The sequence below is a fragment of the Pseudomonas sp. Sample_23 genome (assembly GCF_004307595.1).
Taxonomy (GTDB): domain Bacteria; phylum Pseudomonadota; class Gammaproteobacteria; order Pseudomonadales; family Pseudomonadaceae; genus Aquipseudomonas; species Aquipseudomonas atacamensis.
This window is the reverse complement of record NZ_RCNX01000047.1, coordinates 1-21,662: the sequence shown is the minus strand read 5'-3', so window position 1 is coordinate 21,662 and position 21,662 is coordinate 1. Positions and strand designations below refer to the sequence as shown.

Below are 21,662 nucleotides of genomic sequence, written 5' to 3'. Positions count from 1 at the left end.
TATGAGCGAAGATCGATCGAGCAACGGGCAGAAGTCATGGCTGGGTAAACTGACCCAGGCTTTTGCCCACGAGCCGAAGAACCGTCAGGAGCTCCTCGAGCTGCTGCGTGATGCACATCAGAACAAACTGCTGGACAGCGAAGCGCTGGCCATCGTCGAAGGCGCCATCCAGGTGGCTGACCTGCAAGTGCGCGACATCATGGTGCCGCGCTCGCAGATGGTCAGCATCAAGGCGACCCAGACACCCCGCGAATTCCTCCCTGCCGTGGTCGACTCGGCCCACTCGCGCTATCCGGTCATCGGCGAAAGCCATGACGACGTGATGGGCGTGCTGCTGGCCAAGGATCTGCTGCCGCTGATCCTCAAGGAGAACGGCGACAGCTTCAACATCAAGGACCTGCTGCGCCCGGCCACCTTCGTGCCGGAGTCCAAGCGTCTGAACGTGTTGCTGCGTGAATTCCGTGCCAACCACAACCACATGGCCATCGTCATCGACGAATACGGCGGCGTGGCCGGTCTGGTGACCATCGAAGACGTGCTCGAGCAGATCGTCGGCGACATCGAGGACGAGCACGACGTCGAAGAAGACAGCTACATCAAGCCGCTGCCCAGCGGCGATTTCCTGATCAAGGCGCTGACGCCAATCGAGAACTTCAATGAGTTCTTCGACAGCGAGTTCTCCGACGACGAGTTCGACACCGTCGGCGGCCTGGTGATGAGCGCGTTCGGGCACTTGCCAAAACGCAACGAAACCACTGAAATCGGCGCTTATCGTTTCCGCATCCTGAACGCCGACAGCCGTCGGATTCATTTGCTGCGACTGACCCCAATCGCCCGGTAAGAAATCTAAGGACTGAAATGCGCTGGACAACCCGCCCCGGCTGGCCCGGTAACCTGCTGGCCGTGGCGGCCGGTGCAATCACCACATTCGCTCTCGCACCGTTCGACATCTGGCCGCTGGCATTGCTGGCGGTCGGTTTGTTCTACGCCGGCTTGCGTGAGCTGAGCCCGCGCCAGGCGCTCGGCCGTGGCTGGTGCTTCGGCTTCGGTCTGTTCGGTGCCGGCACCAGTTGGATCTATTACAGCATTCATCATTTCGGTGGTGCTTCGGTGTTGCTCGCCGGGTTCCTGATGCTGCTGTTCACCGCGGCGATTGCCTGGTTCTTCGCCCTGCCCGCGTGGCTGTGGGCGCGCTGGTTGCGGCGTAACGAAGCACCGCTGGCAGATGCCTTGGCCTTTGCTGCGCTGTGGGTCGGCCAGGAAGCGTTTCGCGGCTGGTTCCTTACCGGTTTCCCGTGGCTTTATTCCGGTTACAGCCAGCTCGACGGCCCGCTGGCCGGGCTCGCGCCGGTGGGCGGGATGTGGCTGGTCTCGTTTGTTCTGGCACTGACCGCAGCGCTGATCTACAACGCGCCGCGCTTGTTGCAGGCGCGCCGCAAGGGTTTTATCGCGGCCGGCGTGGTACTTCTGGCGGGGCCTTGGGTAGCAGGCATCGCCCTCAAAGGCCACGCGTGGACCAGCCCGTCCGGCGCACCGCTGACCGTGGCCGCAATTCAGGGCAACGTCGCGCAGAGCATGAAATGGGACCCGGCCGAGCTCAACGCGCAACTGGCGCTGTACCGTGATCTCAGTTTCCGCTCCAAACCGGTCGATCTGCTGATCTGGCCGGAAACCGCCGTGCCGGTGTTGAAGGAGTCCGCCGAGGGCTACCTGACGATGATGGGCAACTTCGCCGCCGAGCGTAAATCAGCGTTGATCACCGGTGTGCCGATCCGCCAGACCGTGCATCACGAACGGCGCTTCTTCAACGGCATCACCGTGGTCGGCGAAGGCGACGGCACTTACCTGAAGCAGAAACTGGTGCCGTTCGGCGAATACGTGCCGTTGCAGGATGTGTTGCGCGGTTTGATCGCGTTCTTCGACCTGCCGATGTCGGACTTCGCGCGCGGCCCGTCGGATCAAGCGCTCTTGCAAGCCAAGGGTTACCAGATCGCACCGTTTATCTGCTACGAAGTGGTCTATCCGGAATTCGCCGCCGGCCTGTCGGCACGCAGTGATCTGCTGCTGACGATCAGCAACGACACCTGGTTCGGCACGTCCATCGGCCCGCTGCAGCATTTGCAGATGGCGCAGATGCGCGCGCTGGAAGCCGGACGCTGGATGATCCGCGCGACCAACAACGGCGTTACCGGCCTGATCAATCCGTTCGGGCAGATCACCGAGCAGATTCCGCAGTTCGAACAAGGCGTGTTGTATGGCGAAGTGGTACCGATGCACGACCTGACGCCGTACCTGCAATGGCGTTCGTGGCCGCTGATCGTGTTGTGCCTGCTGCTGTTTGGCTGGGCGTTGATGGCCAGCCGCATGTCGAAGACCCTCTGAGAAATGTGGCGAGGGGATTTATCCCCGCTGGAGTGCGCAGCAGTCCCCTCTTCTGAAGGCAAGAGAGGGGCCGCTACGCGCCCCATCGGGGATAAATCCCCTCGCCACAATGATCTTCAGCGGTAAAACAACGAATACCCCACCTGCCCCACCGCTTCATTGAGCAACTGCCCGCTCTGCCAGATCGACTTGAACTCCGGCAGCCAGCCGCCAAATGGCCGTGCGTTATCGGTACCGAGGAAACCCACCGGTGCCGGCACCACCTCAAAACCCGCCTGCTCAAAGCTCCACACCGCACGCGGCATGTGCCACGCCTGCGTCACCACGACAACCCGCTTGAGCCCCTGGGGCAAGAGAATATCTGCCGTCATCTTCGCGTTCTCCCATGTGGTGCGGCTCTCGCCTTCCTGCCAGCGCACGCTCACGTCGAAGTCATCACGCAACGAATCCGCCATCAACTTCGCCTCGGTCGGGGGCGTGCCGTAATGCAGGCCGCCGCTGGTCAGAATCGGCAGGCCCGAGGCCTTGGCCAGGCGTGCGGCGTAACGCTGACGCTCAAGGCCGACGCCGGTCGGCTGGTCTTCGCCCCAGGCCAGATCACCGCGCTCACGCCCCGAGCCCAGCACCACAATCGCATCGGCACGTTGCGCCAGGGTCGTCCATTCTGACCGCGCCAGCGGCGGCTCACGCTCCAGCGCCTTGGCGCTCCACTGCACGACCACCGGCAGGCTCATCAGCCACAGGCCGCCAAAACCGAGGGCAAAACACACACCCGCCAGACGCGGCCGCGAGCGGCGCAGCCACCAGGCGGCCAGCAACAGCAGCAAAAGAATGCCGGGCGGCAGTAAAAGTTGTTTGATGAAATAGCGAAGGGGCATCGGGCATCTCCAAAGATGCCCGAAGCCTAAGAGTGTTGATTACGCGTTACAACCAGTAGGCCGGATCCGGTTGCAAAAGATCCGTTTCATGACCTGCCATGCGCTTACTTGGCCTGCACAGAACGCACCTTGCCGGTGTCTCTGCGCGGCGCCTTGTCCTTGAGCCAGATGACCTTGGCCGAATGTGCTGCATCGAGCTGCTTCACTGCTTGAGACAGGCATCCCTGCGTTTCACGTTCACTGCGATCCAGATAGGCCTTGACCAGTTTGAACTCGGCGGGACTCAAGCCACGCAATTCCAGTTCCAGGGGGCGCTCGTCGCGCAGCCGGTCAGCGGTTTTCACGGCGTCCAGCGCCATGCCCAGACGATCGATCAACCTTTCATACAACTCGGGTTTCGTTACGTTCTTTTTCCGTTGCTCCACCATCCCTCACCTCATTGAAGATAAGACTCACTCCCCAATTAGAGCTTAGCTTCGCTGCACGAACCGGCTACACGCCGCGACCAACGGCCCTCGTCGCCCAAAAGCTCGGGCAAACAGCTGTAATCAGGGTTTCCCTCGGCCAAGCGCGGTCATGTATGCTACGGCGCTTCCTGTCATTCCACTTCCAGCGCACCCGGGCCATCCCGGATGCCGCCGTCGAAGAGGATTAGGCCACCCCTATCCAGTACAAAAGTAGCCATGCACGAACAATATCAGCCACGTGAGATCGAAGCCGCCGCCCAGTCGTTCTGGGATGAGCAAAAGTCCTTTGAAGTCAGTGAACAGCCAGGCAAGGAAACCTACTACTGCCTGTCGATGTTCCCTTACCCCAGCGGCAAGCTGCACATGGGCCACGTGCGCAACTACACCATTGGCGACGTGATTTCGCGCTACCAGCGCATGCAGGGCAAGAATGTTCTGCAGCCCATGGGTTGGGATGCGTTCGGCATGCCGGCGGAAAACGCCGCAATGAAAAACAACGTAGCGCCCGCCAAGTGGACCTACGAGAACATCGCCTACATGAAGTCGCAGTTGCGCAGCCTCGGCCTCGCGGTGGACTGGTCCCGTGAAGTGACCACCTGCAAGCCGGACTACTACCGCTGGGAACAATGGCTGTTCACCCGCCTGTTCGAAAAAGGCGTGATCTACCGTAAAAACGGCACCGTGAACTGGGACCCGGTCGACCAGACCGTACTGGCCAACGAGCAAGTCATCGACGGCCGTGGGTGGCGCTCCGGCGCGCTGATCGAAAAGCGCGAAATCCCGATGTACTACTTCAAGATCACCGCTTACGCCGACGAGCTGCTGGAAAGCCTCGACGAACTGACTGGTTGGCCGGAACAGGTCAAGACCATGCAGCGCAACTGGATCGGCAAGTCCCGTGGCATGGAAGTGCAGTTCCCGTACAACGTCGATTCGATCGGCGAAGCCGGCACCCTGAAAGTCTTCACCACCCGTCCGGACACCCTGATGGGCGCGACCTACGTCGCCGTCGCTGCCGAGCACCCGCTGGCCACCCTGGCCGCGCAGAACAATCCCGAGCTGCAAGCGTTCATCGCTGAATGCAAGGGCGGCAGCGTCGCTGAAGCCGATGTCGCCACCCAGGAAAAGAAAGGCCTGCCGACCGGCCTGTTCGTCGAGCACCCGCTGACCGGCGAAAAGCTGCCGGTGTGGGTCGCCAACTACGTGCTGATGCACTACGGCGACGGCGCAGTCATGGCGGTGCCGGCGCACGACGAGCGCGATTTCGAATTCGCGCACAAGTACAACCTGCCGGTGAAATCGGTGGTGCGCACCAGCTCCGGTGATACCAACCCGGCGCCATGGCAGGACGCCTATGGCGAGCACGGCACGCTGATCAACTCCGGTGAGTTCGACGGCCTCGACTTCGCCGGCGCGTTCGACGCCATGGAAGTGGCGCTGATAAAGAAAGAGCTGGGCGCCTCGCGCACCCAGTTCCGCCTGCGCGACTGGGGCATCAGCCGCCAGCGCTACTGGGGCTGCCCGATCCCGATCATCCATTGCGCCACGTGCGGCGACGTGCCGGTGCCGGAAGATCAACTGCCGGTCGTATTGCCGGAAGACGTGGTGCCGGACGGCGCCGGTTCGCCGCTGGCGCGCATGCCCGAGTTCTACGAATGCAGCTGCCCGAAATGCGGCGCGCCGGCCAAGCGTGAAACCGACACCATGGACACCTTCGTCGAGTCGTCGTGGTACTACGCCCGTTACGCCTCGCCGCACTTTGAAGGTGGCCTGGTGGAAAAATCCGCGGCCGATCACTGGCTGCCGGTGGATCAGTACATCGGTGGTATCGAACACGCCATTCTGCACCTGCTCTACGCGCGCTTCTTCCACAAGTTGATGCGCGACGAAGGTCTGGTCAGCTCCAACGAGCCGTTCAAGAACCTGCTGACCCAGGGCATGGTGATCGCCGAGACCTACTATCGTCGCGAAGCCAACGGTGCTTACACCTGGTTCAACCCGGCAGACGTAGAACTTGAGCGTGACAGCAAAGCCAAGGTGATCAGCGCCAAGCTGAAGTCCGACGGCCTGCCGGTGGAAATCGGCGGTACCGAGAAGATGGCCAAGTCGAAGAACAACGGCGTCGACCCGCAGTCGATGATCGACCAGTTCGGTGCCGACACCTGCCGCCTGTTCATGATGTTCGCCTCGCCGCCTGACATGAGCGCGGAATGGTCCGATTCCGGCGTTGAAGGTTCGCACCGTTTCCTCAAGCGCGTCTGGCGTCTGGCGCAAGCCCACGTGACCCAGGGCCTGCCGGGCAAACTGGATATCGCCGCTCTGAACGACGAGCAGAAAACCGTGCGTCGTGCGATTCACCTGGCGATCAAGCAGGCCAGCCATGACGTCGGCCAGAACCACAAATTCAACACGGCCATCGCTCAGGTGATGACGCTGATGAACGTGCTGGAAAAAGCCGCCCAAGGCACCGAACAGGACCGTGCGCTGCTGCACGAAGGTCTGGAAGCGGTGACCCTGCTGCTGGCACCGATCACCCCGCACATCAGCCACGAACTGTGGAAGCAGTTGGGTCACGCCGATGCGGTGATCGATGCAGGCTGGCCGGCCGTGGACGAAAGTGCCTTGGTGCAGGACAACCTGACCCTGGTCATTCAGGTCAACGGCAAGCTGCGCGGGCAGATCGAAATGCCGGCCGGCGCCACCCGCGAAGAGATCGAAGCCGCTGCACGCATCAACGAAAACGTGCTGCGTTTCGTCGACGGCCTGACCATTCGCAAAGTGATCGTGGTGCCGGGCAAACTGGTCAACATCGTCGCCAGCTAAATTGGATCGGCTGCCAGGCTCGCCTGGCAGCCAGTAAAACCTTTCGGGCCGCAGAGTCGGCTCACCTGGTTTCAAGGGGAGCAACACAATGATCAAACGCAATCTGCTGGTGATGGGCCTCGCCGTTCTGCTGAGCGCCTGCGGTTTCCAGTTGCGTGGTACCGGCACCAACGAACTGTCGATCAAGGAAATCGACCTGAGCGCGCGTAACGCTTATGGCGAAACCGTAAGACAGCTGCGTCAGACGCTGGAGTCCAGCGGCGTCAAGGTCTACACAGGCGCGCCGTACAAGCTGTATCTGGCTGACGAACAGGAAAGCCAGCGCATTCTCAGCTATGCCGGTGCCGGGCGCACAGGCGAGTATCAGGTCAACACTGTGCTGAGCTATGACATCCGCGGCGACAAAGACCTGTCCCTGCTCAGCGACAAGCTCGAAGTGCAGAAGGTGTTCATTCACGACGGCAACAACCTCGTCGGCTCCGATCAGGAAGCCAACGACGCCCGTCATGAAATCCGTCGCGAGCTGGTGCAACGCATGATGCTGCGCCTGTCGCAGCTGACCCCGGGCCAGTTGCAGCAACTGCAGCAAACCGCCAACGACCGCGCCAAGGCTGAAGCCGATGCGCTGGAAGCGGCGCAGAAGGCTGAGGCGGAAACTCCGCGTCAGTCGCCGCTCGAAATCCCGCAGCAGTAAGACGGTCGGGGCGCTCAGGCGCCCCGCTCGCCCTTCTTTATGAAGCTCGCACCCGCGCAACTCGGCAAACACCTGCAAGGCGCACTCGCGCCGGTCTACATCATCAGCGGCGATGATCCGTTGCTGTGTCAGGAAGCCGCCGACGCCATCCGCACCGCTGCCCGTCAGCAAGGTTTCGACGAACGCCAAGTGTTCGCCGCCGACGCCAATTTCGATTGGGGTACGTTGTTGCAGGCCGGCGCAAGCATGTCGCTGTTCGCCGAAAAACGCCTGCTGGAACTGCGCCTGCCGTCCGGTAAACCTGGCGACAAAGGCGCCGCTGCGCTGATCGAATACTGCTCACGCCCCGCTGAAGACACTGTCCTGCTGATCAGCTTGCCGAAGCTCGATGGCAGCGCGCAGAAAACCAAGTGGGGCAAGGCACTGGTCGAAGGCCAACAGACCCAGTTCGTGCAGATCTGGCCGGTGGATGCCAATCAGCTGCCGAGCTGGATTCGTCAGCGCCTGTCCCAGGCAGGCTTGTCGGCCAGTCAGGACGCCGTCGAATTGATTGCCGCGCGTGTCGAAGGCAACCTGCTCGCCGCCGCCCAGGAAATCGAAAAGCTCAAACTGATGGCCGAAGGTGGGCAGATCACCGTTGAAACCGTGCAGGCCGCCGTGGCCGACAGTGCCCGGTTTGACGTGTTCGGCCTGACCGACGCGGTACTCAACGGCGAACCGGCCCACGCCTTGCGCATGCTTGAGGGTTTGCGCGGCGAAGGCGTCGAACCGCCGGTGATCCTCTGGGCACTGGCGCGGGAGTTGCGCCTGTTGGCCAACATTTCCCTGCAATACAGCCAGGGCACGCCACTGGACAAGTGTTTCAGCCAGTCGAAACCGCCGGTCTGGGACAAGCGCAAGCCGCTGATGAGCAAGGCTTTGCAACGCTACTCGGCGCAACGCTGGGCGCAATTGCTGCTTGAAGCGCAGCGTATCGACGCGCAGATCAAGGGCCAGGCGGCGGGTTCGCCGTGGATGAGCTTGAGTCGTCTGGCGTTGTTGATGGCAGGCCAGCGCCTGACACTTCCTGCCGAATAACCTGTTTCCCGCATAACGGCCATTCGCGAGCAAGCTCGCTCCCACATTGAAATGCATTCCAAATGTGGGAGCGAGCTTGCTCGCGAAAGCGCCAGAACATTCCTACACAACAGGCACTGGACAGACGCCCAACATCGGCAGATTATTTGCCGCGCCAAACCCACTCAATCCAGAGAACACTCATGAGCAAAAAGCCAGCAAAGCATGGCCCCAACAAGGCCAAATCCATCGTCGCCCAGCCCTTGTTTCGCAGCCGCCAGGAACGACCCGCCAAGGGCAAAGGCAGCTACCGCCGCGAAGCCTTCCGGTCTGACAACCGGGAGGCTTTTTACTTTCTGGCTGCCTGAAGCGCACTACCCCTCGCTCATGTTAAGGTCTGCACCTGATTCGTTTCCCTGGAACTGTGCATGCCCCCAAGTCTTTCCCGTCGTTGGCCCGTGCGCCAATTGATCGCTGCCTCCAGCTTCATCCTGCTTGTCGCCTGCGCGGAAAAACCCACCGCCGCCGATGCACAACCGCTTCAAGCCGCCCCGGTTACCACGGCCCCAGCGATTATTCCGCCGGTTGTGCCGTCCGCCGACCCGCTCGATATTCAACCGACCCAGACCTTTGCCGAATGGCAGGCGGGCTTCCGCAAGGACGCCCTCGCCGCCGGGATTCGCCCCGAGCTGTTCGATCAGGCATTTGCCAACATCAGCTTCGACGCCAGCGTGATCCGTGCCGATCGCAGTCAGCCGGAGTTTTCCCGCCCGGTGTGGGAATACCTCGACGGTGCGCTGTCGCCATTGCGCGTCCGCAAGGGCCAGGCGTTGATCAATCAGTACGCCGACATTCTGCAAAGCATCGAGCAGCGTTATGGCGTTGATCGCCAGGCACTGGTGTCGGTGTGGGGCATGGAAAGCAATTTCGGTCAGTTTCAGGGCAGCAAGTCGGTGATCAACTCGCTGGCCACCCTTGCCTACGAAGGCCGTCGTCCTGGCTTTGCTCACGCGCAATTGATTGCCGCCCTGCAGATTCTGCAACAGGGCGATATCACCCCGGAGAAAATGCTCGGCTCCTGGGCCGGAGCGATGGGCCAGACCCAGTTCATTCCGACCACTTACAACACCCACGCCGTGGACTTTGACGGTGACGGTCGCCGCGACATCTGGGGCAGCCCGGCCGATGCGCTGGCCTCGACCGCGCATTACCTGCAAAGCTCGGGCTGGCAGCGTGGCCAGCCGTGGGGTTTCGAAGTGCAATTGCCGAGCGGCTTCAACTACACCCTGGCCGATGGCGCGATTCGCAAAAGCGTCGCCGAATGGCGGCAACTGGGCGTGAACCTGCCCAATGGCGCGCAGGTGCCAGCCGGTTCCGAACAACTGTCGGCCGCCCTGCTGCTGCCGGCCGGTTATCGCGGCCCGGCGTTCCTGATCCTCGACAACTTCCGGGCGATTCTCAAGTACAACAATTCGTCGTCGTATGCGCTGGCGGTGAGCCTGTTGTCCGAGCGCTTTGAAGGCGCGGGCCTGATCAATGGCGACTGGCCGAAAGATGATCTGCCGCTGAGCCGCACCGAGCGCATCGAACTGCAGACGCTATTAAGCGCGCGTAATTACGACGCCGGCACAGCGGACGGGATTATCGGCGCCAATACGCGCAAGGCCATTCGCAGTGCCCAGCAGGCGCTGGGCTGGCCGGCGGATGGGTATCCTACGCACAAGTTGCTTGAGAGCCTGCGCGCCCAATAAAAGCTTCGCGGGCAAGCCCGCTCCCACAGGGGTTCTGGTTGAAACACAATTGTGTATTCGACTCAAAACCTGTGGGAGCGGGCTTGCCCGCGATGACTGACTGTCAGGCGACCAATTTCTAGACTTTGATCACCACATCCTGCTCCAGCAGCAACTCCTGCTTCCCTGCATCCAGGCGCACCAGCGCGCCCAACGGCAGCGTCAGGTTTGGGTCGCAATGGCCACTGCGCCAGCCCGACAGCACCGGAATCCGCAACGGCTCAAAGGTTTGCTTGAGCAGCCGATTCAGCGCGTCGACCTCCACCCCGGCGATATCACCGACCAGCACACCGCGCAGTCGGGCCAGCTTGCCGGCCAGACGCATCTGGGTCAGCAGGCGATCAATGCGATACAGCGGCTCGTTGATGTCCTCGATGAACAGAACTGCGCCTTCGACATCAATCTCGTAGGGCGTGCCGAGGGTTGCAGCAATCATTGCCAGGTTGCCGCCGAGCAAACGCCCGTGAGCGATGCCCGGTTCGACGGTGGATAACGGATAAGCCGCCGGATGGCTCAGTACACTCCCTGACTTCATTTGCCCGCGCAGCATAGCGAAGAATGATGTAACGGTCGGCGGCTCCTTGTCGCCGAGCAGGTCGGCATTGAGCAGCGGGCCGTGAAAGGTCACAAACCCGGCGTAGCGACTGATGGCCAGGTGCAGCGCGGTGATGTCGCTATAGCCGACAAACGGCTTGGCATGCCGGCTGAGCAGGTCGTAATCGATTCGGTCCAGCAGACGCGGCGTGCCGTAGCCGCCGCGCAGGCAAATGATCGCGTCGACTTCAGGATCAGCGAACGCCGCGTGCAGATCGCGCAGGCGTACGTCGTCACTGCCGGCCAGATAGCCGTCCTTCTCATAGACACCCGGAAACACCTTCAGCCCATAGCCGCGCGCGCGCATCCATTGCAGCGCTTTTTCAGTATCGAGGGCGCCGGGGCCGGCAGGCGCGATGACGCCAATCGTCCCTTCGGAGGGCAGCGCCGGTACGGGTCGGTGGGCAATCAGGGTGTGGCTCGGTCGAACGGTCATCCTTGGGCTCCAGCGGTAAAGTCATGCACACACAGTAGTCAGCTGAAGAGACAAACAAAAGCCCCTTGTCTCAGGCAAAAAAATGCCCGCCGAGGAACCGTCCTCGGCGGGCATTTTTACATCAGCAGTGAATCAGGAACCCAGCAGCTCGGCCTTGACCAGCTTCGCCTGCTCGTCGGCGTGGTACGAGGAACGTACCAGCGGGCCCGAAGCGACGTTCTTGAAGCCCATCTTGTAACCTTCTTCGGCGAACCAGGCGAAGGTGTCCGGGTGCACGAAACGCTGCACCGGCAAGTGACTGCGCGACGGTTGCAGGTATTGACCGAGGGTCAGCATGTCGATGTCGTGTTCGCGCATGCGCTTCATGACTTCGATGACTTCTTCGTCAGTCTCGCCCAGACCCAGCATCAGGCCGGATTTAGTCGGGATATGTGGCATCATCTGCTTGAAGCGTTGCAGCAGGGTCAGCGACCACTGGTAGTCCGAGCCCGGACGCGCAGCCTTGTACAGGCGCGGCACGGTTTCCAGGTTGTGGTTGAACACATCCGGCGGCTCGGCGGCGGTGATTTCCAGAGCGATATCCATGCGCCCACGATAATCCGGGACCAGGGTCTCGAGCTGCACGTTCGGCGACAGTTTGCGGATTTCGCGGATGCAGTCGGCAAAGTGCTGGGCACCGCCGTCACGCAGGTCGTCACGGTCAACCGAGGTGATCACCACGTATTTGAGCTTGAGGTCGGCGATGGCGATGGCCAGGCTTTCCGGCTCGTTGACGTCCAGTGGCTTCGGACGACCGTGGCCAACGTCGCAGAACGGGCAGCGACGAGTGCAGATGTCGCCCATGATCATGAAGGTTGCGGTGCCGCCGGAGAAGCATTCGCCGAGGTTCGGGCAGGACGCTTCTTCGCAGACACTGTGCAGCTTGTGCTTGCGCAGCAGGCTCTTGATGCGATCGACTTCCGGCGAAACCGGGATGCGCACGCGGATCCAGTCGGGTTTCTTCGGCAGTTCGGTGGTCGGAATGATCTTGACCGGGATGCGTGCAACCTTCTCGGCGCCGCGCAGCTTGACGCCGGCTTCAACCTTGGGACGCGGGGCCGGGCGCTCGGTCACGTCGAGCGTCGGGATCATGGTTTGCACTGCATCAGTAGTCATATCAGTCGATTCCGCCCGTGAGGGTCGTCTGCTCAGCATAGTCGAGGTGTTTGACGAGCTGCGCGCGCAGCCGGGCACTTACCTCGGCAAATTCAATCGATCCTGCGTGATCGCTCAGCTGGGTCATGGCCAGCCCGGCGTAGCCGCAGGGATTAATCCGTCGAAACGGTTCCAGGTTCATATCCACGTTCAGGGCCAGGCCATGAAAGGAACAACCGTGGCGAATGCGCAAACCCAGAGAAGCGATTTTCGCTCCATCGACGTATACGCCGGGAGCATCTGGCTTGGCGGCGGCGGTGACGCCGTAGCTGGCCAGCAGTTCGATCAGGCAGGCTTCCATGCGGCTGACCAGATCACGCACGCCGAAACCCAGCTTGCGTACATCCAGTAACAGATAAGCCACCAGTTGCCCGGGGCCATGATAAGTCACTTGGCCGCCACGATCGACCTGCACCACCGGAATATCTCCCGGCAGCAACAGGTGTTCAGCCTTGCCGGCCTGGCCCTGGGTGAACACCGGCGGGTGTTCGACGAGCCAGATTTCGTCGGCGGCAGCATTGCCGCGTTCGTTGGTAAAGCGCTGCATGGCATGCCAGACCGGCTCGTAAGCCATCTGGCCCAGCTCGCGAAAGCCCAGCGTGCCGTGCATCACAACACCATGTGCACGATGCCGGAAGCCCGCAGTTCGCTGTTGATGTTGTACAGCTGATCCTGGTCGGTGGCGACGATGTGCAACTGGATGGTGGTGTATTTGCCGTTGCTGCTTTGACGCTCGTCGATGCGCTCATCATTGATGGTCGCGTGTTTCAGGACGATCGCGATGATCTTGTCCTTGTTGCCAACACCCGTATCACTGATCACCTTGATCGGATAATCGGTCTGGGGAAATTCGATCTTTGGCGCCTTTACTTCGGTATCGGTCATGGCGTAACGGCCTCTAGAGTGCAAGCCGTGGTAACGCACATGGCCCCGCACCGGATCGGGGCGGGGCCATGCAGGTCAACACAAAATCAGTTGAACAAGCCGTAGAAGAATAGACGGATGCTATCCCACATGCGGCGGAAGATACCACCCTCCTCGACGCCATCCAGAGCGATCAGGTCAGCGCTGTGCACTACCTTGTCTTCCAGTTTGACTTCGACTTTACCGATCACGTCGCCCTTGGCGATTGGCGCAACCAGTTGCGGGTTCATGGTCATGCTGGCAGCGAGCTTCTTCAGCTGGCCTTTTGGCAGAGTCATGGTCAGGTCTTGCGCCAGGCCGGCCTTGACTTGGCTGGTGGTGCCTTTCCATACCGGCGCCTGCGCCAGTTCGGTGCCCTTCTGATAGAAGGTCTGGGTTTCGAAGAAGCGGAAACCGTAGGTCAGCAGCTTCTGGGTTTCAGCCGCGCGGGCCACTTCGCTGTTGGTGCCGAACACCACGGCGATCAGACGCTGGCCGTCACGTACCGCCGAGGACACCATGCAGTAGCCGGCTTCATCAGTGTGGCCGGTTTTCAGACCGTCAACGGTCTTGTCGCGCCACAGCAGCAGGTTGCGGTTAGGCTGCTTGATGCCGTTCCAGAAGAACTCTTTCTGCGAGTAGATCGCATAGTGAGCCGGGTCTTCGTGGATGATCGCACGGGCCAGAATCGCCATGTCGTGCGCCGACGAGTAGTGCTCAGGGTTTGGCAGACCGGTCGGGTTCATGAAGTGGGTATTGGTCATGCCCAGTTCGGTGACGGTCTTGTTCATCAGATCGGCGAACGCGTCTTCGCTGCCGGCGATGTGCTCGGCCAAGGCGACGCTGGCGTCGTTACCCGACTGGATGATGATGCCGTGCAGCAGGTCGCTGACAGTCACCTGCGAACCGACCTTGATGAACATCCGCGAACCGCCGGTGCGCCAGGCGTTTTCGCTGACGGTCACCGGATCGTTTTCACCGATCTGACCGCGACGGATTTCCAGGGTCGCGATGTACGCGGTCATCAGCTTGGTCAGGCTGGCCGGTGGCAGACGCTGGTCGCCGTTGTTTTCGACCAGCACGTTACCGCTGCTGGCGTCCATCAGAACATAGGCCTTGGCGGCCAGTTGTGGTGGCGACGGCATCATCTCGGCCGCGAAGGCGGCTGGCGAGAGGAGCAGCGGGACTAGCAGACACAGGCGTTTGGCAAAGGTGGTGATGTTCATCCGTCTCTCGAAATCGCTAATGGAAACTTGCCCGAAGGCAAAACTTATTCAGACAGCCTTCTAACGGGCCATCGCGTGTTCAGTTGCTCACTCCAGTCACCCTTGCCGGGCTTTTGTTCTTCGACGAGCCAACAACCTGGTTCACCCCCCGAATACCGCAAGTGAACCGTCAATCAAGGTCTACGTGTTACTCGGTGACCACGCTGGGCGAACCCAGATTGGCCAGCCGCACACTGTTCTGCACCTGGGCGATCTCACCCGGCGAGCCGATCGGCCCCAGGCGTACCCGGTGCAGGGTCTGCTGATTGCGCACGATCGAGCTGATGAACACCGGCGCGCTCACCATCCCGCTGAGCTTCGACCTCAGCAGTTCGGCAGCGTCCGGGTTGGCGAACGCGCCCACCTGCAGATACTGGCCAGACGCTGGTGCAGAAGCGTTTTTTTTTGCATCGATCTGCACGGGCACCACGGCCGCGGCGTGTTGCTGCGGCGGCGGTGTCCATTGCTCGACGGTGCCGGCCGAAGCCGTAATCACTGGCGCGCTATTCTGCGCCACTTGCGGCTCGTTGAGCATCAGCGGCGCCGGACGGCCCTTGGCCGCCCACCACTGCTGCGGATCGATGCCTTCGACCTTGACCCGCGCGGTGCCGGTTTCGGCATAGCCGAGCTTCTTCGCCGCTGCGTAGGATAAGTCGATGATGCGATCGGAGTAGAACGGCCCACGGTCGTTGACGCGCAGGATCACCGTCTTGTTGTTGTCCAGGTTGGTCACCCGGACGTAACTTGGCAGCGGCAAGGTCTTGTGCGCGGCACTCATGCCGTACAGGTCATACACTTCGCCGTTGGCGGTGTTCTGGCCATGGAACTTGGTGCCGTACCAGGACGCTGTGCCCGAAGCCACGTAGGTCTTGGATTCCTGCAACGGAAAATAGGTCTTGCCCAGCACGGTGTACGGATTGGCCTTGTACGGGCCGGTGTGCAGGGTCGGTGTCGCATCCGGGATGCGCGAAACATCGACATCCCACCACGGCGCGCCGTCTTTGTGCGCGCGGTTGATGTCCAGGCCCGGTTGGGCGCGGACAGCGGTGGACGGGGTTTTCTGCGTCGGTGTACGGCTGGTCGTGCAACTGGCGACCAGGACTGCCAACGCAGCGAAAGCCACCAGCTTCAGGGGTTTATTGTTAGGCAATGCCTGCATTACTTGACGCCCCGTGCTTGTACCAGCTGTTCAGACAGTTGATGTACGGCCATGGCGTACATCACGCTGCGGTTATAACGCGTGATCGCGTAGAAATTCTGCAGGCCCATCCAGTATTCAGGGCCGTTGTCGCCTTCGAGGCGAAATGCGGTAACCGGCATATCATCGCGCAGCGCATCATGACTTGACCAGCCCAGCGCCCGCAACTCTGCGACCGTCTTCACCGGTTCGATACCGGTGGTCAGGCCTTCATCGGCCTGCTCGCCGCGCACATCGGCGCGGCTGACCACCGGCTCGCCGGCGACCCAGCCGTGACGCTTGAAGTAGCTGGCGACGCTGCCAATCGCATCGTCCGGGTTGTTCCAGATATTGATGTGGCCATCACCGTCGAAGTCCACCGCGTAGGCGCGAAAGCTGCTCGGCATGAACTGCGGCAGGCCCATGGCCCCGGCATACGAGCCTTTGAGGGTCAGCGGGTCGACCTGCTCTTCACGGGCCAGCAGGAGGAACTCACGCAGTTCCTTGCGGAAAAATTCGGCACGGGGAGGATAGTCGAAGCCGAGGGTCGACAATGCATCGATCACGCGGAAATTACCGGTATTACGTCCGAAAAAGGTCTCGACGCCGATGATCGACACGATCACTTGTGCCGGCACGCCGTATTCCTGCTCGGCACGAGCCAGGGTCGCCTCGTGCTGACGCCAGAAGTCGACACCCCGGGCGATGCGCGCGTCAGTGATGAACATCGGGCGATATTCATTCCACTGCTTGACCCGTTCGGCGGGTCTGGAGATGGCGTCGAGAATCGACTGCTTGCGTTGCGCCTCGCGGAACACACCCATCAGTTGTTCACCGGCGAAACCGTAGTCGCGGGTCATTTCGCCGACGAATTCGGCCACCTGCGGCGAGCCTTCATATTCGCCGGCCAGCGCTTCCTGCACGCTCCCCAGCAGGCCCATCAGGCCAACCAGCGGCGCGCATCGAGTCGCCCAGCCACGCATTACTTGCATTGCACTCTTCACCTTATTCAAACCTGTGCGATCCACTTGCGATGGGTATGGATCGACATCAAAACCCCAAACGCTGACAGCAGCGTCACCAGCGAAGTTCCTCCGTAGCTAATGAACGGCAACGGCACCCCCACGACCGGCAACAGGCCACTGACCATACCGATGTTGACGAAAACGTAAACAAAAAAAGTCATGGTCAACGCGCCGGCGAGCAATTTGCCGAACAGCGTTTGCGCCTGGGCGGTGATCACCAGCCCGCGACCGATCAACAACAGATAGATCAGCAGCAGCGCGCAAATCCCCACCAGACCGAACTCTTCGCCAAGCACGGCGATGATGAAGTCGGTGTGGCTTTCCGGGAGAAAGTCCAGGTGTGACTGGGTGCCGAGCAGCCAGCCTTTGCCGAATACGCCACCGGAACCGATCGCGGCTTTGGACTGGATGATGTTCCAGCCGGTACCGAGCGGATCGCTTTCCGGGTCGAGGAAAGTCAGGACCCGCTGCTTCTGATAGTCGTGCATGACGAAGAACCACATCGCCACCGACACCGGCACCGCCGCCGCCAGCACGCTGAGAATCCAGCGCCAGCGCAGGCCGCCCATGAACAGGACGAAGGCGCCACCGGCGAGAATCAGCAGCGAGGTACCGAGATCGGGCTGGCGCACGATCAGAATGAACGGCACGCCAATCAGCATCAGGCTGATGCCGACGTGCTTGAGCTGCGGCGGCAGCGTGCGTTTGGACAGGTACCAGGCGATGGTTGCCGGCATCAGGATCTTCATGAATTCCGAGGGCTGGAAGCGGATCACCCCGGGGATGTTGATCCAGCGCGTGGCGCCCATGGCGTTGTGGCCCATGATGTCGACGACGATCAGCAATATCACACCAATCACGTAACCGAGCGGCACCCAGCGGGCCATGAAACGCGGCTCGAACTGGGCGATGACAATCATCGCCACCAGGCCGATGCCGAAGGATGTGGCCTGCTTGCCGAGCAGATCCCAGCTCTTGCCGCTGGCCGAATACAGCACGAACAGGCTGCCGGCGGCGAGGATCAGCAACAGGATCAACAGCGGACCATCGATATGCAGTCTTTGCAGCAACGTCGCGCGGCGACGCATCACATCCTCGCTGGAGAGCATGCGATCGAAATTATTCATCACGGGCCGGGGCCTCCGCAGTGATAGGGCTGGCGTACTCAGCTTTCAGGTGGCCATCCTGGTCGAGCAGCCAGGCGTCCATGACCTGGCGCACCACTGGCGCGGCAACGCCGGAACCGGACTCACCGTTCTCGACCATCACCGACACGACGATTTTCGGATCATCGGCCGGGGCGAAGCCGACGAACAGGGCGTGGTCGCGGTGGCGTTCCTGGACCTTGGAGCGGTCGTATTTCTCGCCCTGCTTGATCGCCACCACCTGCGCGGTACCGGACTTGCCGGCGATGCGGTATTGCGCGCCGATCGCCGCTTTGCGCGCGGTACCCCGGGCACCGTGCATCACTTGCTGCATGCCGTGGTTGACCTTGTTCCAGTCGGACGGGTCGCGCAGGATGATGTTCGGCATCGGGTTTTCATCCACCGGCTTCACCCCGTCGAGGGACTTGGCCAGGTGCGGACGATTCCAGATGCCTTTGTTGGCCACCAGCGCCGTGGCCTGGGCCAGTTGCAGCGGCGTCGACTGCATATAGCCCTGGCCGATCCCGAGAATCAGGGTTTCGCCGGGGAACCACGCCTGTTTGCGCGTTGCGCGTTTCCATTCGCGCGACGGCATCAGGCCCGGGGACTCTTCGAACATGTCCAGCGAGACCTTCTGGCCGATGCCGAACTTGTTCATATAGGTCGACAGCCGATCGATGCCGAGCTTGTGCGCCAGGTCATAGAAGTAGGTGTCGTTGGACCGCATGATCGCCGTGTCGAGGTCGACGAAGCCGTCACCGGTACGGTTCCAGTTGCGATACTTGTGGTCGTAGTTGGGCAGCATGTAATAGCCCGGGTCGAACACCCGGCTCGAAGCCGTGACCACGCCAGCGTCAAGACCGGCAATCGCTACCGCCGGTTTGATCGTCGAGCCCGGCGGGTACAGACCACGCAGCACGCGGTTGAACAGCGGCCGGTCGATGGAATCACGCAACTCGGCGTAGGCCTTGAAGCTGATGCCGGTGACGAACAGGTTGGGGTCGAAACTCGGCTGACTGACCATCGCCAGCACTTCGCCGGTCTTGGGATCGAGCGCCACCACCGCGCCACGACGCCCGCCCAGTGCGGCCTCGGCGGCTTCCTGCAACTTGATGTCGAGGCTCAGGACGATGTCCTTGCCGGGAATCGGATCGGTGCGCTTGAGCACCCGCAACACGCGGCCACGGGCGTTGGTTTCGACTTCCTCGTAACCGACCTGACCGTGCAATTCCGGCTCGTAGAACCGCTCGATGCCGGTCTTGCCGATGTGGTGGGTGCCGCTGTAGTTGACCGGATCCAGCGACTTCAGCTCTTTCTCGTTGATCCGCCCCATGTAGCCCACCGAGTGCGCAAAGTGCGCGCCCTGCGGGTAATGCCGGACCAGTTGCGCGACCACTTCCACCCCGGGCAGGCGGAACTGGTTCACCGCGATCCGGGCGATCTGCTCTTCGGTCAGCTCGAACAGTATTGGCACCGGCTCGAACGGCCGGCGCCCCTGACGCATGCGCTTCTCGAAGATCACCCGGTCCTCGGGCGTCAGCTCCAGCACCTCGACGATGACGTCGAGCACCTGTTGCCAATCGCCGGAGCGCTCGCGGGTCATGCTCAGGCTGAAGCTCGGCCGGTTGTCGGCCACGACTACGCCATTGCGGTCGAAAATCAGCCCGCGCGTCGGCGGAATCGGCTGCACATGGACGCGGTTGTTTTCCGACAGGGTCGAGTGGTACTCGTACTGGATCACCTGCAGGTAATACAGACGCGCGATCAACACACAGATCAGCGCCACAATCACGATCGCACCGAACACGACACGGCTGCGCACCAGACGGGCGTCCTTTTCGTGGTCCTTGATGCGGATCGGCTGAGACATGAGGGCAGGCTTACTTGTGGTAAGGGTGGCCGGACAACACGGTCCAGGCACGGTACAACTGTTCGCCGATCAGGATCCGCACCAGCGGGTGCGGCAAGGTCAGCGGCGACAATGACCAGCGCTGGTCAGCGCGGGCACAGACTTCCGGTGCCAGCCCTTCCGGGCCGCCGACCATGAAGTTGACCGTGCGCGAATCCAGGCGCCAGCGATCGAGTTCGACCGCCAGTTGCTCGGTGCTCCACGGCTTGCCGTGAACCTCCAGCGTGACGATCCGCTCGTTGTGCCCGACCTTGGCCAGCATGGCTTCGCCTTCCTGGCGGATGAAACGGGCCACGTCGGCATTCTTGCCACGGGTGTTGAGCGGAATTTCCACCAGTTCCAGCGCCAGCTCGGACGGAAGACGCTTGGCATATTCATGCCAGCCTTCTTCCACCCACTTGGGCATGCGTGAACCGACGGCGATCAGGCGCAGTCGCACAGCGATCCCTTAGAACTGGTCTTTGTTGAGCTTGGTGAAATGCTCGTGGGTGTTTTCCGGGCTGTGGTGCTTGGCATCGGCCGCACGGCTTTGCTCGGCACCGGCCCACAGGCGCTCCAGGTCGTAGAACTGACGCGCCGAGGCGGTCATCATGTGCACGATCACCAGATCGAGATCGAGCAGAACCCAGTCGCTGTCGCCCTTGCCTTCTTCGCCCAGTGGCTTGGCGCCCTGCTTCTTCACTTCCTCGCGGACCTTGTCCAGCATCGCGTTGATCTGGCGATTGGAGGTACCGGTGGCGATGATCATGTAGTCAGTGATGCTCTGCTTGTCGCGCACATCAATGATCTGGATGTCCTGGGCCTTGACGTCTTCCAGCGCAGCGACGGCAATCTTGACCAGTTCGTCGCCCTTGAGCGGCTCGTTGGTGTTGACGGCTTCCGGCAGTGGTGCGCTCTTGAACGTGCCTTTGCGCTTTACTTTCGGTAGATCTTTATCAGTCATATGTAACTCGTTTTGCTCATGTATTCGGCGGCTTGGGGATACGGTGATTCGTATCAGTGAAGCACGCCTTGTTCAGTTCGACGCACGGTACAGACCGTGCGCATCGATGTAGGCCAGGACCGCGTCGGGCACCAGGAAACGTACCGACTTACCGCTGGCCAGCAGTTGACGGATCTGGGTGGCGGAAACCGCGAGCGGTGTCTGCCAGACGAATGCAATCTGTCCGCTCGGCCCTTTCAGGGCCAGCGGGTCGCTCACCGAACGCGCTGCCAGCAGGTTGCGCAAGGCATCCGGCGGTTCGCTGTCGGCGTCCGGGCGCTGTAGCACCAGGATGTGGCAATGCTGGAGCAACTCTTCCCAGCGGTGCCAAGTGGGCAGGCCGCAAAATGCGTCCCAGCCCAAAAGCAGAAAAACCTGGGTCTCGGCGGGCATCTCTGCGCGCAGCGACTCCAGGGTATCGATGGTCCAGGACGGTTTGTCCCGCTGCAATTCGCGGGCGTCCACCACCAGCGGCGGCAATCCGGCCACCGCGCACTCGACCATCGCCAGCCGATCCTGCGCCGACACCTGCGGCGTCCCGCGATGTGGCGGGCGCGCGTTCGGCATCAGGCGCAACTCATCCAGCGCCAGCGCTTCGACAACTTCCAGCGCGCCACGCAAATGGCCGATGTGCACCGGGTCGAACGTACCGCCCAGCACGCCAATGCGTTGCGGGCGCGACTCGCTGCCGGTGTGCGGCGCTGTCAGGTCGAGGTCGGTCAAGTCAGACCGTCGCCTGGCCGCGCAACTGGCCATCACCGACCACGATGTACTTCTCGCAGGTCAGCCCCTCGAGCCCGACCGGGCCGCGGGCGTGCAGCTTATCAGTAGAAATGCCGATCTCGGCACCCAATCCGTATTCAAATCCATCGGCAAAGCAGGTCGGCGTGTTGATCATCACCGAGGCCGAGTCGACTTCCGCCACGAACCGGCGGGTGTCGG

At 61.6% G+C, this 21,662-nt stretch carries 21 protein-coding genes and 1 pseudogene; 7 read left to right on the top strand and 15 right to left on the bottom strand.

The window, feature by feature from the left end:
- The first annotated feature begins 1 nt into the window (after position 1).
- Positions 2-841: an HlyC/CorC family transporter gene (locus D8U82_RS11970; protein ID WP_024014438.1), complete on the top strand. Its 840-nt coding sequence runs from the start codon at positions 2-4 to the stop codon at positions 839-841.
- Positions 842-858: 17 nt separating this feature from the next.
- Complete coding sequence (gene lnt, locus D8U82_RS11965; protein ID WP_122610971.1) at positions 859-2,382, top strand: apolipoprotein N-acyltransferase; 1,524 nt, start codon at positions 859-861, stop codon at positions 2,380-2,382.
- Positions 2,383-2,498: 116 nt separating this feature from the next.
- On the opposite strand, the gene D8U82_RS11960 is transcribed toward lnt, so the two are convergent.
- Complete coding sequence (locus tag D8U82_RS11960) at positions 2,499-3,260, bottom strand: YdcF family protein (RefSeq protein ID WP_130902259.1); 762 nt, start codon at positions 3,258-3,260, stop codon at positions 2,499-2,501.
- A gap of 104 nt (positions 3,261-3,364) precedes the next feature.
- Positions 3,365-3,688: a hypothetical protein gene (locus D8U82_RS11955; protein ID WP_024014441.1), complete on the bottom strand. Its 324-nt coding sequence runs from the start codon at positions 3,686-3,688 to the stop codon at positions 3,365-3,367.
- A 255-nt stretch (positions 3,689-3,943) separates the two neighbouring features.
- Here D8U82_RS11955 and leuS point away from each other — a divergent pair, with 255 nt between their 5' ends.
- The 5 genes from leuS (at position 3,944) to D8U82_RS11930 (ending at position 10,051) form a co-directional block, all read left to right on the top strand.
- Entirely contained in the window at positions 3,944-6,550 is a 2,607-nt protein-coding gene (leuS, locus tag D8U82_RS11950) for a leucine--tRNA ligase (RefSeq protein WP_130902258.1), read from the top strand.
- Between the two features lie 88 nt (positions 6,551-6,638).
- Entirely contained in the window at positions 6,639-7,244 is a 606-nt protein-coding gene (gene lptE / locus D8U82_RS11945; protein WP_016773037.1) for an LPS assembly lipoprotein LptE, read from the top strand.
- 39 nt (positions 7,245-7,283) lie between these two features.
- The gene (gene holA, locus D8U82_RS11940) at positions 7,284-8,321 is read left to right on the top strand and encodes a DNA polymerase III subunit delta (RefSeq protein ID WP_016773036.1); all 1,038 of its coding nucleotides are present in this window, start codon (positions 7,284-7,286) and stop codon (positions 8,319-8,321) included.
- 182 nt (positions 8,322-8,503) lie between these two features.
- Positions 8,504-8,668, top strand: a complete 165-nt coding sequence (gene arfA / locus D8U82_RS11935) for an alternative ribosome rescue factor ArfA (protein ID WP_016773035.1) — start codon at positions 8,504-8,506, stop codon at positions 8,666-8,668.
- A gap of 60 nt (positions 8,669-8,728) precedes the next feature.
- Entirely contained in the window at positions 8,729-10,051 is a 1,323-nt protein-coding gene (locus D8U82_RS11930; protein WP_016773034.1) for a lytic murein transglycosylase, read from the top strand.
- Positions 10,052-10,169: 118 nt separating this feature from the next.
- Here the strand turns inward: D8U82_RS11930 and D8U82_RS11925 are convergent, their stop codons facing one another.
- From D8U82_RS11925 to D8U82_RS11865, 13 genes and pseudogenes are all read right to left on the bottom strand, one after another.
- Positions 10,170-11,120 carry an LD-carboxypeptidase gene (locus D8U82_RS11925; RefSeq protein WP_125918239.1) on the bottom strand — a complete coding sequence of 317 codons (951 nt, stop codon included), beginning with the start codon at positions 11,118-11,120 and terminating at the stop codon, positions 10,170-10,172.
- A 132-nt stretch (positions 11,121-11,252) separates the two neighbouring features.
- On the bottom strand, positions 11,253-12,251 hold the full coding sequence (lipA, locus tag D8U82_RS11920) for a lipoyl synthase (RefSeq protein WP_160768663.1): 999 nt from the start codon (positions 12,249-12,251) through the stop codon (positions 11,253-11,255).
- A gap of 25 nt (positions 12,252-12,276) precedes the next feature.
- Complete coding sequence (lipB, locus tag D8U82_RS11915) at positions 12,277-12,924, bottom strand: lipoyl(octanoyl) transferase LipB (protein WP_024014445.1); 648 nt, start codon at positions 12,922-12,924, stop codon at positions 12,277-12,279.
- Positions 12,924-13,199, bottom strand: coding sequence for a DUF493 domain-containing protein (locus tag D8U82_RS11910; RefSeq protein WP_024014446.1), 276 nt, complete (start codon positions 13,197-13,199; stop codon positions 12,924-12,926). Before D8U82_RS11910 ends, lipB begins: the two co-directional genes overlap by 1 nt.
- A gap of 86 nt (positions 13,200-13,285) precedes the next feature.
- Positions 13,286-14,443 (bottom strand): D-alanyl-D-alanine carboxypeptidase family protein, encoded by a 1,158-nt coding sequence (locus D8U82_RS11905; protein WP_016773028.1) that lies wholly within the window; start codon positions 14,441-14,443, stop codon positions 13,286-13,288.
- Between the two features lie 187 nt (positions 14,444-14,630).
- A complete protein-coding gene (locus D8U82_RS11900) occupies positions 14,631-15,641 on the bottom strand; it encodes a septal ring lytic transglycosylase RlpA family protein (protein ID WP_016773027.1) in 1,011 nt (336 codons plus the stop codon).
- Entirely contained in the window at positions 15,641-16,651 is a 1,011-nt protein-coding gene (gene mltB, locus D8U82_RS11895) for a lytic murein transglycosylase B (RefSeq protein WP_130902257.1), read from the bottom strand. The genes D8U82_RS11900 and mltB overlap by 1 nt, the downstream gene beginning before the upstream one ends.
- A 17-nt stretch (positions 16,652-16,668) precedes the next feature.
- Complete coding sequence (gene rodA, locus D8U82_RS11890; RefSeq protein ID WP_050977864.1) at positions 16,669-17,772, bottom strand: rod shape-determining protein RodA; 1,104 nt, start codon at positions 17,770-17,772, stop codon at positions 16,669-16,671.
- A gap of 31 nt (positions 17,773-17,803) precedes the next feature.
- The gene (gene mrdA / locus D8U82_RS11885) at positions 17,804-19,699 is read right to left on the bottom strand and encodes a penicillin-binding protein 2 (protein WP_041477721.1); all 1,896 of its coding nucleotides are present in this window, start codon (positions 19,697-19,699) and stop codon (positions 17,804-17,806) included.
- Positions 19,700-19,709: 10 nt separating this feature from the next.
- Positions 19,710-20,177 (bottom strand): 23S rRNA (pseudouridine(1915)-N(3))-methyltransferase RlmH, encoded by a 468-nt coding sequence (rlmH, locus tag D8U82_RS11880; RefSeq protein ID WP_011063671.1) that lies wholly within the window; start codon positions 20,175-20,177, stop codon positions 19,710-19,712.
- 9 nt (positions 20,178-20,186) lie between these two features.
- Entirely contained in the window at positions 20,187-20,681 is a 495-nt protein-coding gene (gene rsfS / locus D8U82_RS11875; RefSeq protein WP_016773024.1) for a ribosome silencing factor, read from the bottom strand.
- Positions 20,682-20,753: 72 nt separating this feature from the next.
- Entirely contained in the window at positions 20,754-21,443 is a 690-nt protein-coding gene (gene nadD / locus D8U82_RS11870; RefSeq protein ID WP_016773023.1) for a nicotinate-nucleotide adenylyltransferase, read from the bottom strand.
- Between the two features lies 1 nt (position 21,444).
- A pseudogene (locus tag D8U82_RS11865) lies at positions 21,445-21,662 on the bottom strand (gamma-glutamyl-phosphate reductase); the annotation flags it as partial.